Below are 16704 nucleotides of genomic sequence, written 5' to 3'. Positions count from 1 at the left end.
CAGCCGAGACCCGCCGGGAGCGCTGCCGGTCCGCCGGCTGCCGTGCCGGGTCGTGCGCTGCCGGGTTCGCCCGGAGAGCCGGTGGGCCGCTGCCGGGGCCGGAGAACGCCCGGGGTGCGGCATCGCGGACGCCGTCGTCGGGAGTGGTGAAGGGGGTGTCGGGCTGCATGTGTGGCTGCTTCTTCTGTGCGGTCGTCTGCCGCACGCCGGTAAGCACGACGCCCGGTCGGGAGCCGGGGTAGCGACGGGGCTCGGGCGGCACTCCCCGGCCGAGCTCTCCGCCACTCAGCTGAACGCAGCGGGCGTCCCCCCAGGTCACGCACGCGAGATGCGCGGACTCCCGGACCGGCATCGGGACGAGCGGTCGTCGCGGCGAGCGGGCAGACCGCGGAAACATGGGGCGCCGCCGGGCGCGCGGCCGTCGCGGTCGACCGCCGCCCAGGGGCCGCCGCACGCGTCCCGGTCGTCACTCCCCCGTGGGACCGTCACCGACGGGGGGCGGCGTGTCGTCCCGCCGGGCGGTGAGGTCGGGAACGGAGCCCTGGGCCGCGGTACCGGGACGCAGGCGCCCCGACCGCCGCGCCCCGGGACGCCTGCTGCCGGCCGGAGCGCCGGGTCGGACCCGGCGCCTCACCGGTCCGCGGTCGTCGCCCGTGGCAGTACCGGAAGCGCGGCTCGGCCGCCTCCCGCCACGGGCCCGGACGCGTCGGTGGGCGGCAACCGCGCCGGGCCTCGGCCGCGTGGATGCCGAGGCGGCGGGCTCTCCCGCGGCGGCAGGCGGCGAGAGGAGGTCACCGGCGTCGTCCGAGCTGCTCTTCGCCGCAGCACGGTTCCCGCGGTCTCCGTCGTCCTCTCCGTCCGTCGCACCGCTGCCGGGCCGCGGGCCGCGATCCGTCGCCACGGCACGTCCGCCGCGCCGCGGGGAGGCGGGCGCCGGCCGGTGGTCGGCCCGCCCGTTCCGCTCCGGCCGCTCCACTTGGGCGCGACCGCTCCGTCGGCGGGCCCGGCGGTCCGCACGCAGGCAGCGCCGGACCGTCTCCGGGTCCAGGCCCTCGTTGACAGCCTGGTGGAGCAGGCGGGCGAAGAGGTAGTCGGGGTCAGCTCCCAGGGCCATCGCCAGGGCCTCCCTGGCCTCGATGCCGTCACCGCCGGACCAGGCGACCCATCCGGCGAGGCTGAGCGGAGCCGCGGCGTGTTCGCGGTACGGGCCGACACAGCGGCGGGCGAGGGCGCGCCAGAGGCGGAGCGCCGGTCCGGCCTCGTCGCCCTCCATCCATGCGGCCAGCCGGTCGCGGGTCGTCCTGTCCTGGAGGCCGAGGATCATTCGCGCGGCCTCGTCGTGGGCGAGGAGTCCGTCGTCGCGGCGGTCCGCCGGGAGCATCCCTGCGGCGGGCGGCGCCCCGGCGAGGCGCCGGACGAGTCGCTCCGCGAGCTCGACCGTCTCCTCGGCGACGGCCGCGACGCCGGCGTCGTCGAGCATCCTGGGCAGCAGGTCGAGGCCGGCGGCGTCCAGCGCAGCCTCCTGCTCCGGCGCCGGGGCGGTCTCCCAGGGCATCAGGCGGGCCCGCAACTCGCCGAGCGTGCCGCGGACGCTGATCCCGGCATACGCGGCCGCGGCGGCCATGACGGAGGTGCCGGGCAGCCCCATGGGGATTCCCTCCGGTGGGCAGCAGGACGCACCCGTGCAGCAGTAGGACCAGAAGCGCCCGTCCGCGATGCACAGCGCTTCGATGACCGGTACGTCGAGCAGACCGCACTCGACGCGGAGTTGCTGGGCGAGTGGGCGCAGCCGCTCCATGACCTGTCGGCCGTTCTCGCCCGGAGCGGGCTCCTGGCAGAGATAGGCGATCATCTGCTCGGGACGGGCGCCCTTGCGTTCGCTTCCGGTCACCAGACCCCGTGCGAGTTGGCGGGCCACGGCCGGCCAGTCCCCGGTACCGGCCGGGATGCCCAGCCGGGCGCGGCCACCGAAGCGGCCGCGTGCGTCCCGGTCGTGCACGGCGACGAGGACGATGCTGTCCTCGGGCCGGTAGCCGAGCAGGTACGGCAGTGCGTCGGCCAACTCGGAGGGGGTTCGCAGGGTCACCCGGTGCGCGTCGGTGATCGCGGCGTGCCAGGCGGTCGCGGCGTGCTCGGCGGACTGCTGTCCGGGGAGGGCTGCGGAGCCGGTGACGTCGTCGTTTCCGAAGGATCCTGTGGTTTCGCCGTGGTTCGTCATGTGATGACGATCTCCCGGAATGCAATGTTCCGCTTTGCCTTGTGGATAACTACGAGCGGGGACACGACAACATGCCCGTCGACCGCCCTCCCCTGCCCGGATTGTCAGTGCCGTCCTGTTGGATGGACCCATGGAGCACACGAGCAACGCGGAACTCCGCACCGAAGCCGACGCCGTCCTCGCCCGCCTGGTCGGCGACGCGGCCGGAGCGGCCCGGCTGCGCGAGGACCAGTGGCGAGCGATCGAGGCGCTGGTCGCCGAGGGGCGGCGCGCGCTGGTCGTGCAGCGCACCGGGTGGGGCAAGTCGGCGGTGTACTTCGTGGCGACCGCGCTGCTCCGGGCCCGGGGCAGCGGTCCCACGGTCATCGTCTCCCCGCTTCTCGCGCTCATGCGCAACCAGGTCGAGGCCGCGGCCCGGGCCGGTATCCACGCGCGCACCATCAACTCCTCCAACACCGAGGAGTGGGTCGCCGTCGAGTCCGAGATCGCCGCGGGAGAGGTCGACGTGCTGCTGGTCAGCCCGGAGCGGCTGAACAACCCCGACTTCCGCGACCAGGTCCTGCCGAAGCTGGCCGCGGCGACCGGCCTCCTGGTCGTCGACGAGGCGCACTGCATCTCCGACTGGGGCCACGACTTCCGGCCCGACTACCGGCGACTGCGGACCATGCTCACCGAACTGCCGCCCGGCGTGCCCGTCCTCGCCACCACCGCCACGGCCAACGCCCGCGTCACCGCCGACGTGGCCGAGCAGCTCGGCACCGCGGGCACCGCGGACGCCCTGGTGCTGCGCGGCCCCCTGGACCGGGAGAGCCTGAGTCTGGGCGTGCTGCGACTGCCCGACGCCGCGCACCGGATGGCCTGGCTCGCCGACCACCTGGAAGAGCTGCCGGGCTCCGGGATCGTCTACACGCTCACCGTGGCCGCCGCCGAGGAGGTCACCGCCTTCCTGCGCCACCGGGGACACCATGTGGCCCCGTACACCGGAAAGACGGAGAACGCCGACCGCCAGCAGGCCGAGGACGACCTGCTCGGCAACAAGGTCAAGGCGCTGGTCGCCACCTCCGCCCTCGGCATGGGCTTCGACAAGCCCGACCTCGGCTTCGTCGTCCACCTCGGTTCGCCCTCCTCGCCCATCGCCTACTACCAGCAGGTGGGCCGTGCCGGGCGAGGCGTCCGGCATGCCGAGGTGCTGCTGCTGCCGGGCAGGGAGGACGAGGCGATCTGGGAGTACTTCGCCTCGCTGGCGTTTCCGTCGGAGGAGCTGGTGCGCCGCACTCTCGACGTACTGGGACGTGCGGAGCGCCCGCTCTCGCTGCCCGCGCTGGAACCTCTCGTGGAGCTGCGCCGTTCACGGCTGGAGACGATGCTGAAGGTACTCGACGTGGACGGCGCGGTGCGGCGGGTCAAGGGCGGCTGGATCGCCACCGGCCGGCAGTGGACGTACGACGCGGAACGCTACGCCTGGGTCGCCCGCCAGCGGGCGGCGGAGCAGCAGGCGATGCGCGACTACGCCGCGACGACGGGCTGCCGGATGGAGTTCCTGCAGCGCCAGTTGGACGACGAGGGCGCCCGGCCCTGCGGCCGCTGCGACAACTGCGCGGGGTCCCGTTTCGCCGCGGAGGCGTCCGCCGACGCGCTGGACGCCGCCCGAGACGATCTCGGACGGGCCGGCGTAGAGGTGGAGCCCAGGCGCATGTGGCCCACCGGTCTGCCGGCGATCGGCATCGACCTCAAGGGACGCATTCCGGCCGGAGAGCAGGCTGCTGCGGGCATGGCTCTGGGACGGCTGTCGGACATCGGCTGGGGAAACCGTCTGCGGCCCCTGCTGGCGGCACAGGCACCGGACGGGCCGGTGCCCGACGACGTGGCCCGGGCCGTGGTGGGCGTGCTCAGCGACTGGGCCAAGGGGCCCGACGGTTGGTCCGCGGGCGCATCCGGCACGCGGCCGCGCCCGGTCGGCGTCGTCACCGTCGCCTCGCGCACCCGTCCGCGCCTGATCGCCTCTCTGGGCCGGCACATCGCTCAGGTCGGTCGGCTGCCGCTGCTGGGCGGCCTGGAGTACGCGGCGGACCACGGCCCGGTCCCCCGCAGCAACAGTGCCCAACGGCTGAAGGCTCTGGACGGGGCACTCACCGTGCCGCCCGCGCTCGCCTCCGCGCTCCGGGCAGCCGGGGGTCCCGTCCTGCTGGTGGACGATTTCACGGAGACCGGCTGGACGCTCGCCGTGGCCGCTCGGATGCTCAGACGGTCCGGTGCGGAAGGCGTCCTCCCCCTCGTTCTCGCCGCCCAGGGCTGAGCGGGCACCGGATGCGGAATCGGCCGGTATGACATCGCGGGGCAGGCCGCCGGCAGCGGTCCGCCGCCGAGCGCCGCACGTGAGTGGCCGTCCCACGCATCACTGGAGACAACTGTGGGCAGGTATATAAGCCACCCACCGCCCCATACCGGTCGGTGACCCCAATTGCTCGTTGCCGCATCCCAGTTCGACAGGAAGAATTGGGTTCCGTTCCCCGCGCGGCCCGTCCGTGATCCGGTTGGGCTCTGCCGCGGTGTGCGCTCCCCCGAATCCGACCGCCCGCAGTGCGGGCGCGTAGCCGAAGGGAGGATCGTGACCTTCGGATTCGCTCCGCCCTCGGCGGCATCGTTGTCGACGTCCACTTCCGCCGCTTCCGCAAGCCGCCTGCTCGAACCCGCGGAGTGGGCTGCCGCCGGCATCCCCCTGCTGCGCAACCCCCGCGAGGTCGTCAGCGGCCTGCACTCCCGGCACGGGCCCGGGACGTCGACAGCCATCGTGGCCGTGCTCGATCCGGACGAACGCATGCGCGCCAGCGCCTCGTTCCCCCGACGCTCGGCCCCGGCCGACGGCTGGATGTTCCGCAACGCGCTGCTGTCCCAGCTGCGCCGCATCATCCCGCACGATCTGAGACGCCGCGCCCCCGTGCGCACCGCCGTACTGCTGTACTGCCGCGACGGCGACGCGCGGTGGACGGAGGAGGACGGCGCATGGATGTGGGGTCTGCGAGACGCGTGCACACTGCACGGGCTGCGCTGCGGGGCCTACATCACGCTCACGCGTGACGGCTGGCAGGTGCTCGGCGAAGGGCGCGGAGGACGCCGTCCCCACGCCGGCTCGCCTCCGGAGCCCCTCGGCAGCGCTCGGCCGACCGCGTCGCCGGCGTACACCGGAGGCGGTGCCGCGTCCGAGGCGCTGCGCCGCGCCGCCGCACGCTGACGGCGCCGCCGGCACGTTCCACCGCACCGCGCGGGACGCCCGACAGCGGGATCCCACGGGTTCGGACCCGTGCGTCGCCGCGGCACCGCTGACCACGGACGAGCAGGTCCGCAGGCGGGTCCGCGCCGACGTCCCGCACCGCTCCCCGCGGGGGAACGGGTGCGGACAGCCGACCTCTTGCGCACGAGCCGCAGCCGCCGACCGGAGTGAGTCCGCCCGCCGCCCGAAGGCCGCACGCTCACGCCTGACAGCGCGGAGCGATGCCCGGCGGCGGCAACAAGCTGCCGCCGGGGCGCGGACCGGGCGGGGCACACGGCTCCACTCCGACGGCACCGGATCGTCCGCCCGGACGGGAAGGGCCCGGACGGGAAGGCGCCAGCCCTCTAAGCGGTCGTGCCGAGCATCGAGTTGGTCTGTTCCGGGTCCCCGCAGACGATCAGCAGGGTGCCGGCCTTGGTGCGAGCGGCCGCCAAGGCGGCGGTGACGGACGCTTCGTCGCCGCCGTTGACGGCGGCGACGACGACGGGACGCGGGGCAGCCCGTCCGACCAGCTCGGCGTCGGCGTAGAACACGTCCTCGCGGGCGTCGTGTTGGGCCCAGTAGGACGACTCACCGAAGGACAGCTCGTGAGCGGCCCAGGGGTGGGGTCCACCGGTCGTGAGGACGAGGACGTCGCCGGGGGCGCGCCCCGACTCCAGGAGAAGGTCCACCGCCTCCTCTGCGGCGTCCAGCGCTCCCTCGGCCGGAGCCGGGATCAGCTGGATCTGCGGGGTCTCCGTGGCGGAGGCGGACGCCGGCCCCTTCGGGCCGGGCTTGGCCGTGGCCGCGTCGCGCGAAGTGCGTTGCGCGGGCGGCGTGGGCCTGGGCGGACCGGGACGACCGGGACGCGACGGCGCCGCGGGGCGGGGGCCGGGTACGGGGCGGGGGGTCGGCGCGCTGCGGCCGCTGGCCGGCGTGACGCGGGGACCCTGGGCACTCTCGTGAATCTGAGGCTCCTCGGGAATGAGAGGCATGAGTCGTTTTTTATCAAACGTTGGTGCGGCTCATGTGAACGGGTGGCACATGAGTGCGTGCGGGGCGGTCAAAAATCGAATCCGAGCTGGCCCTCGATCTCCGGAACGCCTCCGTCCGCCCCGTTGCGGGCCTTCTTGAGGTGCCGCCACCGGGGCAGCGCATCAAGATACGCCCACGACAACCGGTGGTGGGGGGTGGGGCCCCACTCCGCCAGCGCGGCCCTGTGTACGGGAGACGGATACCCGGCGTTGTCCGCGAAACCGAAGTGTGCATGCTCGGCACCCAGTTCGGCCATCATTTTGTCGCGCCGGACCTTGGCCAGGACGGAGGCCGCCGCGACCGCCACGCACGACTGGTCGCCCTTGATCACCGTACGGACCCTCCAGGGGCCGCCGAGGTAGTCGTGCTTCCCGTCGAGGATCACCGCGTCGGGACGAACGGGCAGGGCGTCCAGCGCGCGCACGGCGGCCAGCCGGAGCGCCGCCGTCATCCCGAGATCGTCGATCTCCTCGGGAGACGCGTGACCGAGAGCATGGGAGGTCACCCAGTCCTCCAACTCCACCGCGATCCGCGTGCGCCGCTTGAGGGTGAGCAGTTTGGAGTCGGTGAGGCCCGCGGGCGGGCGGCGCAGTCCGGTGACCGCCGCGCAGACGGTGACGGGACCGGCCCAGGCACCGCGCCCCACCTCGTCGACACCGGCGATGATCCTGGCCCCGGTCGTGGCGCGCAGCGAGCGCTCGACGGTATGAGTAGGTGCTTCGTACGGCATGGCATCCACAGCGTACGCCGCCGTGATCCCCCGAGGACACCCCGGTTTCAGATGGCGGCGGCCGGAGCGGCGCGCGTGGGCCCTCAGTTCCGCCCGGGGCGGAGCAGCGGCAGCATCAGCCGATCGATCATCTCCTCGATCTCCCGGTCGTTCCATTCGCTGGCGCACATCTTCGAGCGGTACATCATCATGGCCGGCATGGCGTCCAGTACGTAGTCGTTCACGGCGTCGGAGCGCACCTCACCGCGCTTGATTCCGCGCTCGAGGACCTCACGCAGCAGCTCGATGGTCGGCCCCACGATCCCTCCGACGATGGCGGCGTGGAACCGCTCGACCTGCACGGGATCGCATTCGTGAATGACGGATCGCACGGCGAGCCCCGGTCGCGAGTACATCGCCGCCCGGGCCTGGCGGCAGAGCTGCAGCAGTTCCTCGCGCACGCTCCCGAGGTCGGGTGCGGACTCGAGACGGGGCAGTCCGGCCTGCAGGGCGTCCGCGACCAGGTCCTCCTTGGAGGACCAGCGCCGGTAGACCGCGGCCTTGCCGGTCTGCGCGCCGAGAGCGACGCCTTCCATCGTCAGGCCCTTCCAGCCGACGGTGCTGAGTTGCTCCAGCGCGGCACCCAGAATCGCCCGTTCGAGGACGGCGCCGCGCCGCCGGGGGGAAGCCGCCTGGGCGGTAGCGGCCGTACGGCGCGAGGTGACCATGGGAATCCTCCAGCAGACAGAGGGAGCGGGGGTTCGGGGAAGGGGGAGCACGTCACGGAGACGGCCGGGGACAGGCCGGACCCACAGTGAACGCTTGCGTTCACTAAGGGGGCTCACTACCGTTGACGCGACAGTGAACGCTGGCGTTCACTAAGAACTTCGTGGGGGATCCACTGTGACAACCTCTCAACTGCTCCGGGAACGCAAGCCGGGTGCGGCCCGCCGGGACGGGCACCCCGGCATCGCACTCGCCGTCATCGCCGCCTGTCAGCTCATGGTGGTACTCGACGCGACGATTGTGAACATCGCCCTCCCGCACATTCAAGACGCGCTCCACTTCAGCACCACCAATCTGACCTGGGTGGTCAGCGCCTACACGTTGACCTTCGGCGGCCTCCTGCTCCTCGGCGGCAGGGCCGGCGACATCCTCGGGCGGCGCCGCGTCTTCATGACCGGCATCCTGCTGTTCACCTTCGCCTCGCTGCTCGGCGGGCTCGCCCAGGAGCCCTGGCAGCTGCTCGCGGCCCGGGTGCTGCAGGGCATGGGCGGCGCGATCGCCTCGCCCACCTCGCTCGCTCTCATCACCACCACGTTTCCCGAGGGGCCGGAACGCAACCGCGCCTTCGGCGTATTCGCCGCCGTTTCCGCCGGGGGCGGCGCGATAGGCCTGCTCGCGGGCGGCATGCTCACCGAGTGGCTCGACTGGCGCTGGGTGCTCTTCGTCAACGTGCCGATCGGTGTCCTGATCGCCGTGCTCGCCCCCCTCTACATCAACGAGTCCACACGCCACAGCGGCCGCTTCGACATCGCCGGCGCGGTGACCTCCACCACGGGCATGGCCTCCCTCGTCTACGGCTTCATCCGCGCCGCCGACAAGGGCTGGCGGGACGGCCTCACGATCGGCTCCTTCGCTGCCGCCGCGGTCCTGCTGGTGGCCTTCGCACTGATCGAGTCCCGCGCCGGGGAGCCGATCACCCCCCTGAGGATGTTCGCCGACCGGAACCGCTCGGGCACGTACGTGATCATGCTGAGCCTGGCCGCCGCGATGTTCGGCATGTTCTTCTACATCGTGATCTTCGTCCAGAACGTGCTGGGGTACACCCCCATCGAGGCCGGCCTGGCGTTCCTGCCGGTGACGGTGGTGATCGCGCTGGGGGCCGGCCTTTCCCAGCGCTTCCTTCCGGTGCTCGGCCCCAAACCGTTCATGGTCACCGGCTCCGTCCTCGCGGCGATCGGCCTGGCCTGGCAGAGCCTGATCACCGCGGACAGCTCCTACACGGGCGGCGTGCTCGGCCCGATGCTCGTGTTCGGCTTCGGGATGGGTCTGAACTTCGTGACCCTGACGGTCACCGCCGTGTCCGGAGTGGCACAGCACGAGGCGGGCGCGGCGTCCGGCCTGCTCAACGCCACCCAGCAGGTGGGCGGCTCGCTCGGGCTGTCCATCCTGACGACGGTGTTCGGCACGGCCGGCAAGGACGAGGCGGAAAAGCAGCTGCCGCACTTCCTCGCCGACGGCACCCCGGAGCAGAAGGCCGAGTTCGCCGGGACGCACCGGCTGCCCGCCCCCTGGGGGAACGACGTACTGGCGCACGGCATCTCGATGAGCTTCGTGGCGGCCTCCGCGATGGCCGTGCTCGCCGTGGCGGTAGCCGCCCTGGTGATCCAGGTCCGCAGGAGCGACCTGGCTGCCCTGTCCGGGACGGCGGGCCCGACGGCGGGCTGATCGCACCAAGACCGGCGAGGGCGCGCGCTGGGAACTCGCCGCCGGGCGGGCGGCGGGGTCCGGCCCTCTCAGACCGCCGCCACCCACTCCGGCAGCGCCTCGGTCCGCCCCGCCCAGAGGACGGGCGGAGCGCCGGCGCTGCCGGCCGCGAGCACGCCGCCCACGATCGCGCAGGTGGTGTCCACGTCACCGCCGACCTGGGCGGTCGTCCAGAACGCCGTCTCGTAGTCGGTGAGGGCGCGCGCGGCCGACCAGAGGGCGAAGGGCACGGTGTCGTGCGCCGTCGTCCGCCGTCCGCAGCCCAGCACGGCCGCCACGGTGGACGCGTCGTCGTAGTCGAGCATGTCCCGTGCGCGCCGCAGGCCCGCGCGCACGGCACTCTTCGGGACCAGGGAGATGACGCCGTCCAGCAGGGAGTCCGCGCCCGGCGGCCCGCCCGGGTCGGCGGCCAGGGCGGCGGCCGCCGCGACGGCCATGGCGCCCACGACGGCCTCGCGGTGCTGGTGGGTGGGGTAGGCGGAGATCTCCGCCTGGTGCGTCGCCTGCTCCGGATCGTCGGCGTACCAGGCACCCAGAGGCGCGATCCGCATCGCCGCACCGTTGCCCCAGGAGCCCTGGCCGTTGAAGAGGGCCGCGGACAGCTCACGCCAGTCGCCGCCCTCGCGGACCAGCCGCAGCAGACGGTTGACGGCAGGGCCGTAGCCGCGGTCGAAGTCGTGGCGCACCGCGAAGGAGCGGGCCAGCGCGTCCTGGTCCACGCGCCGGTGCGCGGCCAGCACCGCGACCACGGAGCAGGCCATCTCCGTGTCGTCGGTCCACTGCCAGGTACCGGCCGGCAGTTCTCGCCGCTTCAGCAGCGGATAGTGGGCCGGCACGAAGAACTGGGAGCCGAGGGCGTCCCCCACCGACAGGCCGCGCAGGCTGGCAAGGGCGCGCTCCAGGCGCCCGGGGGGAGAGGAGTCAGGGGTCATCGCCCTGCCACTCTAACCGGTGATCCCGTAGGGCTGCGGTTCCCGCCACCGCTCGAACGGTCGATCGAGGATGTACTTCCCGTCCCGGCCGAGCAGCAGCACGCGCATCTCGCCGTTGCCCGGATTGGACAGCGATTCGAACTCGGCGACCGTCCAGTGGAACCAGCGCATGCAGAACAGGCGCATCGCCAGCCCGTGCGTCACGAGGAGCACGTTCGGCGGGTGGTCGGGGGCCTCGAAACTGCGGAACAGGCTCTCCAGGAATCCGCCCACCCGGTCGTACACGTCGGCCCCGCTCTCCCCCTGGGCGAAGCGGTAGAAGAAGTGCCCGTAGGCGTCGCGGTAGGCCTTCTGCAGCTGTACGTCGTCGCGGTCCTGCCAGTTTCCCCAGTCCTGCTCGCGCAACCGGGGCTCCTCTCGCACCCTTATCCGCCCGGGGTCCAGACGGAAGGCGCGGAGCGTCTCGTGGGTGCGCCGGTACGGCGAGACGTAGACGCTCACCCGCTCGCGGCCGAACAGGTCATGCAGCGTCCTGCCGGTCTCCTCGGCCTGCTGCCGGCCGCGCTCGGTCAGGGCCAGTGCGTGGTCCGGCTCGCGCTCGTAGACGGTGTCGTCGAGATTGCCCGTTGACTCCCCGTGCCGGACAAGGACGATGCGCCGTGGTCGTGCCATGCCAGAACACTAGTACCCCGGCGGACGGCCTTCGTCCCGCCGCGGCGCCCGGCAGGTCCGCCCGCCGCGGACGGAAGCCGTCGCGAGTGCGGCGAGCGGACACGGTGTACACCGCGGCGTGCGGACGTCAGACCGTCCAGCTCGGCTCGAGTTCCACGATCTCCCCCGAGAGGGCGGCTATGTCCGCCTCGGTCTGGGCCCGCAGCGCGAGCCGCTCCACCCGCTCGGTGCGGTACTTGCCGTGCTCGGCGGCCGACCGCCACATGGACAGGACCAGGAACTCGTGCCCGGGAGCCTCCGCGAACAGTCCGCGGATCATGCCGGGAGAGCCGGCCATGGCCGGGTTCCAGACCTTCTCCTGCATGAGCGTGAAATGCTCGACGCGTTCCTCGTGGACCCGGCAGAGCGCGGCCCGGATCAGGTCCGTGTCCGCGAAACGCGGCTCGAAACCGGTCTTCACGTCGAAGCGGTATTCGAAGAGCCTGACCTGGGCGCTCGTGAAGGTGCCCGCCTGAGCCGCCGCCAGCCGATCGTGGGAGCGGGCCATGAAGGAGTCGTAAAAGGCCCGGCTCTCCCAGAACGCGAAGACGTTCGCCACCGAGGGGTCTCCCCGGCTCCATCCTCCGCCCTGTCCCCGAAAACCCGGCTCCCCCGGAAGCCCCGCCCACTTTCGCTGCCCCCGCTCGAAGCCTCGGCGGTCCACCACGGTGCAGCGAATCCACTTGACCAGCACCGCGCCATCGTAAGGCCAGGGACGGGGGCTGCGTTCGCCTCCGGGGCAGGACGGTTCGGGCCGCCACGCGCGCCCGCGTGGCACCATGGACAAGTAGTCCTGGAATGGCGGGCTTTCACCCACCCGCCGCCGGGGCGAACGGGGAAGGAGGAGACCGGTGACGGGTCTCAGCAAGGGGTTGGGCAAGGTCGAGGTCGCGGTGAGGTGGGACCCCAGTCCGGCGGGTCGGCCACCCACCGACCTGGACCTCGTCGCCGCCCCATACCGGACGGACGATCCCTACGGCGAACCCGCCTATCTGGTGCACTTCGACAGCCGCTCCCCGGACGGCACCATCACCCTCAACCGGGACAGCCTCGACGGGAGGGGCTTCGGCTGGGACGAGGTGATGACCGTCGAACTGAACCGGATGGACAGCCGCTACGTCCGCGTGGTGGTCGGTGTCGTCATCCAGCAGGTGCACGGACGCCGCACCTTCGTCGGGGTGTCCAGACCGGGAGTGCGTGTCCGTGAGGGCTACACCGTGCTGCAGGAGGACGACTTCGGCGGCGTGCTCGGGTCGACGGCGGCGACGGTCGCGGAGTTCGTTCGCGACTCCGCGGGCAACTGGGCGTTCCGTGCGGGCGTGCACGGATTCGACGAGGACCCGGCCGCCTTCACCACGGCGATGGGCCGCGCGCAGCACTCCTGAGGCGCGGTACCACTGAGGCACAACGCCCCCGAGGCGCGTCGCCGGTCGGCACGTCAGCCGGTGCAGGGGGCGACGATCCTCAGGGTCCGGGCGAGGGCGTCCAGCAGCGCGTCCCGGTGCGCGGGCATGCGGGGCGGCTCGCCCGCCGGACCGGGGTGGACGCCCCGGTCCGCCAGCACGTAGAGCATGCGCAGCGTGCGCATGGTGTTGGAGGCCCAGGCGGGCACGGGGCCGGGCCGCCCCGCGCCGAAGGCCTGTACGGCCGGGTCGAGCCAGCGCACCGACTCGCCCTCGGTGAGGTCGGGGTGGCTGAGCACCAGAGCGAGCGCCCGGGCGATGCGGTCGTCCTCCTGCGCGTCGAAGAGGTGGTCCGTGGGTGCCAGCAGGCGGGCGGCGGCCAGTTCGGCCAGCCGCAGCGGTGGCTGGCCGGGGCGCCGGGCGAGGACGGCGATGAGGTCCGCTCCATGGGCGGCGGCGTGCAGCCAGCCCAGCGCGGGATCGTGGCCTCGCAGATCGGTCTCGGCCGGATACCAGGCGGAGAAGGCCAGCCACCACCGCCGCCGCCAGTCCCCGGTCTCGGCGATCCGGGCCAGGATCAGCGGCGCGAAGGCGCGGGCCTGCACGGCAGGGTCGGTCAGGCGGGCGGCCATGAGGTCGCCGAGGTGGTGCCGTTCCTCCGGGCCGAGCTCCGGTATCCAGCGCACCGCGGCGAGATAGGCGCGCTCGTCCCGCACCGCGGGATCGGGTGACCGAAGATCCACGGCGAGGGCGTCGAGGGCCGCGGCGCGGGCAGCACCGGAGACTGCGCGGACGTCGGGGCCGTACGGACGGGCGGTCGTCGGTGTCTCCACCCGCGCACCCTACGTGCACCGGGGCGCGTACGGCAGCGGGAGGACGACCTTGCCGTCGGGCACGGCCGAGGGCCGCACGTACGTCCCTCCCGGGCCGCCGGCCCCGACGCGGCACGTCCCCCGGAGCCGAACGCTCCGGGGGACGCACACCGATCGGCCGGCCGCGGTTCACGCCACCCGTGTCACAACGCCCCTCGGAGCGTCGGGCGCGGGCGCATCGGGCGTGGCCGGGATATCAGCTGCAGCCGCTGGTCGAGCCGCAGCCCTCGCAGATGTAGCAGGAGCCGGCGCGCTGCATCTTCGTGCCGCAGGAGAAGCACAGCGGTGCGTCGGCCTGGATGCCGAGCTGCATCTCGACCAACTCGGCGCTGGTGTGCGCCTGCTGCGGGGCCGGGGCGGCACCCTCGTCGTCGGTCCTAGGGGTGGTGACCGCCCTCAGTTCCTGCGCCCGCGGCGCCGACTGGGCCAGGCCCTCGACGTCGACCTCGTCGTCGGACGGCTCGTACGAACCGGTCTCCAGGTGGCGCTGGCGCTCCTCGGCGGAGTGGATGCCGAGCGCGGAGCGGGTCTCGAAGGGCAGGAAGTCCAGCGCCAGGCGTCGGAAGATGTAGTCGACGATCGACTGCGCCATCCGCACGTCCGGGTCGTCCGTCATGCCGGCCGGCTCGAAGCGCATGTTGGTGAACTTCGAGACGTAGGTCTCCAGCGGCACGCCGTACTGCAGACCGACGGAGACGGCGATGGAGAAGGCGTCCATCATGCCCGCAAGGGTCGAACCCTGCTTGGACATCTTGAGGAAGACCTCGCCGAGACCGTCGTCCGGGTAGGAGTTGGCGGTCATGTAGCCCTCGGCGCCGCCGACCGTGAAGGACGTGGTGATGCCCGGACGGCCCTTGGGGAGGCGCTTGCGGACCGGGCGGTACTCGACGACCTTCTCGACCTTGGTCTCGGCGGCCGGCTCCTCGGCCTTCTCCTGCGCGGTTTCCTTCTTCTTGGCCGACAGCGGCTGGCCGACCTTGCAGTTGTCGCGGTAGATCGCGAGCGCCTTGACGCCGAGCTTCCAGGCCTCGAAGTAGATCTCCTCGACCTCCTCGACGGTCGCCGTCTCCGGCATGTTGACCGTCTTGGAGATGGCGCCGGAGATCCACGGCTGGATGGCGGCCATCATGCGGACGTGGCCCATCGGGGAGATGGCGCGCTCGCCCATGGCGCAGTCGAACACCTCGTAGTGCTCGGGCTTGAGACCGGGGGCGTCGATCACGTTGCCGTGATCGGCGATGTGCGCCACGATCGCCTCGATCTGCTCCTCCTGGTAGCCCAGGCGGCGCAGGGCCTGCGGGACGGTGCCGTTGACGATCTGCATGGAGCCGCCGCCGACCAGCTTCTTGAACTTCACCAGCGCGAGGTCGGGCTCCACGCCGGTGGTGTCGCAGGACATCGCCAGGCCGATGGTGCCGGTCGGGGCGAGCACGGACGCCTGCGAGTTGCGGAAGCCGTTCTTGTCGCCGAGGCGGATGACGTCCTGCCAGGCCTCGGTGGCGGCGGCCCACACCGGCGTGTCGAGGTCGTCCATGCGGACCGCGGTGCCGTTGGCGTCGGCGTGCTGCTTCATGACGCGCTTGTGCGGCTCCGCGTTGCGGGCGTAGCCGTCGTACGGGCCGACGACCGCGGCGAGTTCGGCGGAGCGGCGGTAGGCGGTGCCCGTCATCAGGGAGGTGATGGCACCGGCCAGGGCGCGGCCGCCGTCGGAGTCGTAGGCGTGACCGGTCGCCATCAGCAGGGCGCCGAGGTTGGCGTAGCCGATGCCGAGCTGGCGGAAGGCGCGGGTGTTCTCGCCGATCTTCTGGGTCGGGAAGTCCGCGAAGCAGATGGAGATGTCCATCGCGGTGATGACCAGCTCGACGACCTTCTGGAAGCGCTCGGTCTCGAAGGACTGGTGGCCCTTGCCGTCGTCCTTCAGGAACTTCATCAGGTTCAGCGAGGCGAGGTTGCAGGACGTGTTGTCCAGGTGCATGTACTCGCTGCACGGGTTCGACGCGGTGATCCGGCCGGACTCGGGGCAGGTGTGCCAGTTGTTGATGACGCCGTCGTACTGGATGCCGGGGTCGGCGCAGGCCCAGGCGGCCTCGGCGATCCGGCGGAACAGCGCCTTGGCGTCGACCTCCTCGATGACCTCACCGGTCATGCGGGCGCGCAGACCGAACCGTCCGCCCTCGCCGACCGCCTTCATGAACTCGTCGTTCACGCGGACGGAGTTGTTGGCGTTCTGGTACTGGACGGAGGTGATGTCGTCACCGCCGAGATCCATGTCGAAGCCCCCGTCGCGCAGGACGCGGATCTTCTCCTCCTCCTTGACCTTGGTCTCGATGAAGTCCTCGATGTCGGGGTGGTCGACGTCGAGCACGACCATCTTGGCGGCGCGGCGGGTGGCACCACCGGACTTGATGGTGCCGGCGGAGGCGTCGGCGCCGCGCATGAAGGAGACCGGGCCGGAGGCGTTGCCGCCGGAGGACAGGAGCTCCTTGGAGGAGCGGATGCGGGACAGGTTCAGGCCGGCGCCCGAACCGCCCTTGAAGATCATGCCCTCTTCCTTGTACCAGTCGAGGATCGACTCCATGGAGTCGTCGACGGAGAGGATGAAGCAGGCCGAGACCTGCTGCGGCTGGGCGGTGCCCACGTTGAACCAGACAGGGCTGTTGAAGCTGAAGATCTGGTGCAGGAGGGCGTACGCCAGCTCGTGCTCGAAGATCTCCGCGTCGGCGGGCGAGGCGAAGTACTTGTTGTCCTCGCCGGCCTTGCGGTACGTCTTCACGATGCGGTCGATCAGCTGCCTGAGGCCGGTCTCGCGCTGCGGGGTGCCGACGGCACCGCGGAAGTACTTGCTGGTGACGATGTTGACCGCGTTCACCGACCAGAAGTCGGGGAACTCGACGCCACGCTGCTCGAAGTTGACCGAGCCGTCGCGCCAGTTGGTCATGACGACGTCACGGCGCTCCCACTCGACCTCGTCGTACGGGTGCACGCCGGGGGTGGTGTGGACGCGCTCGATACGCAGTCCCTTGGTGGCCTTGGCGCCCTTGGCTCGGGAACCTCGTGCCGGACCGCTCGCCGTCTCTGTCATGC

The 16704-nt window shown here is 72.1% G+C and carries 13 protein-coding genes; 4 read left to right on the top strand and 9 right to left on the bottom strand.

Annotated features, from left to right (window positions below; all coding sequences use genetic code 11):
- Nucleotides 1-466: 466 nt before the first annotated feature.
- Nucleotides 467-2218, bottom strand: coding sequence for a DUF4192 domain-containing protein (locus ACL02U_RS24510; protein ID WP_412793080.1), 1752 nt, complete (start codon nt 2216-2218; stop codon nt 467-469).
- Nucleotides 2219-2348: 130 nt separating this feature from the next.
- On the opposite strand from ACL02U_RS24510, the gene ACL02U_RS24505 reads away from it, so the two are divergent.
- Both ACL02U_RS24505 and ACL02U_RS24500 read left to right on the top strand, forming a co-directional pair.
- Nucleotides 2349-4514, top strand: coding sequence for a RecQ family ATP-dependent DNA helicase (locus tag ACL02U_RS24505; protein WP_412793079.1), 2166 nt, complete (start codon nt 2349-2351; stop codon nt 4512-4514).
- A 312-nt stretch (nt 4515-4826) separates the two neighbouring features.
- On the top strand, nt 4827-5450 hold the full coding sequence (locus tag ACL02U_RS24500) for a hypothetical protein (protein ID WP_412793078.1): 624 nt from the start codon (nt 4827-4829) through the stop codon (nt 5448-5450).
- Nucleotides 5451-5833: 383 nt separating this feature from the next.
- On the opposite strand, the gene ACL02U_RS24495 is transcribed toward ACL02U_RS24500, so the two are convergent.
- The 3 genes from ACL02U_RS24495 to ACL02U_RS24485 all read right to left on the bottom strand — a co-directional run bounded on the left by ACL02U_RS24495 (nt 5834) and on the right by ACL02U_RS24485 (nt 7940).
- Entirely contained in the window at nt 5834-6463 is a 630-nt protein-coding gene (locus tag ACL02U_RS24495; protein ID WP_412793077.1) for a hypothetical protein, read from the bottom strand.
- A 68-nt stretch (nt 6464-6531) separates the two neighbouring features.
- On the bottom strand, nt 6532-7233 hold the full coding sequence (locus tag ACL02U_RS24490; protein WP_412793076.1) for a ribonuclease HII: 702 nt from the start codon (nt 7231-7233) through the stop codon (nt 6532-6534).
- 83 nt (nt 7234-7316) lie between these two features.
- Entirely contained in the window at nt 7317-7940 is a 624-nt protein-coding gene (locus ACL02U_RS24485; protein ID WP_412793075.1) for a TetR/AcrR family transcriptional regulator, read from the bottom strand.
- Between the two features lie 175 nt (nt 7941-8115).
- Here ACL02U_RS24485 and ACL02U_RS24480 point away from each other — a divergent pair, with 175 nt between their 5' ends.
- Nucleotides 8116-9663, top strand: a complete 1548-nt coding sequence (locus tag ACL02U_RS24480; protein WP_412793074.1) for an MFS transporter — start codon at nt 8116-8118, stop codon at nt 9661-9663.
- Nucleotides 9664-9731: 68 nt separating this feature from the next.
- On the opposite strand, the gene ACL02U_RS24475 is transcribed toward ACL02U_RS24480, so the two are convergent.
- The 3 genes from ACL02U_RS24475 to ACL02U_RS24465 form a co-directional block, all read right to left on the bottom strand.
- Nucleotides 9732-10634, bottom strand: a complete 903-nt coding sequence (locus ACL02U_RS24475; protein ID WP_412793073.1) for an ADP-ribosylglycohydrolase family protein — start codon at nt 10632-10634, stop codon at nt 9732-9734.
- Nucleotides 10635-10646: 12 nt separating this feature from the next.
- On the bottom strand, nt 10647-11306 hold the full coding sequence (locus tag ACL02U_RS24470; protein ID WP_412793072.1) for a histidine phosphatase family protein: 660 nt from the start codon (nt 11304-11306) through the stop codon (nt 10647-10649).
- Between the two features lie 127 nt (nt 11307-11433).
- Nucleotides 11434-12039, bottom strand: coding sequence for a YdbC family protein (locus ACL02U_RS24465; RefSeq protein WP_412793071.1), 606 nt, complete (start codon nt 12037-12039; stop codon nt 11434-11436).
- A gap of 157 nt (nt 12040-12196) precedes the next feature.
- On the opposite strand from ACL02U_RS24465, the gene ACL02U_RS24460 reads away from it, so the two are divergent.
- A complete protein-coding gene (locus tag ACL02U_RS24460) occupies nt 12197-12730 on the top strand; it encodes a TerD family protein (RefSeq protein ID WP_412793070.1) in 534 nt (177 codons plus the stop codon).
- 53 nt (nt 12731-12783) lie between these two features.
- Here ACL02U_RS24460 and ACL02U_RS24455 read toward each other — a convergent pair whose 3' ends face one another.
- Together ACL02U_RS24455 and ACL02U_RS24450 are read right to left on the bottom strand one after the other, a co-directional pair.
- Entirely contained in the window at nt 12784-13581 is a 798-nt protein-coding gene (locus ACL02U_RS24455) for a DUF2785 domain-containing protein (RefSeq protein ID WP_412793069.1), read from the bottom strand.
- A gap of 235 nt (nt 13582-13816) precedes the next feature.
- Nucleotides 13817-16702, bottom strand: coding sequence for a vitamin B12-dependent ribonucleotide reductase (locus ACL02U_RS24450; protein ID WP_412793068.1), 2886 nt, complete (start codon nt 16700-16702; stop codon nt 13817-13819).
- Nucleotides 16703-16704 lie beyond the last annotated feature (2 nt).

The sequence above is a fragment of the Streptomyces sp. MS06 genome (genome assembly GCF_047200655.1).
Taxonomy (GTDB): domain Bacteria; phylum Actinomycetota; class Actinomycetes; order Streptomycetales; family Streptomycetaceae; genus Streptomyces.
This window is presented reverse-complemented; position numbering and strand designations above follow the sequence as displayed.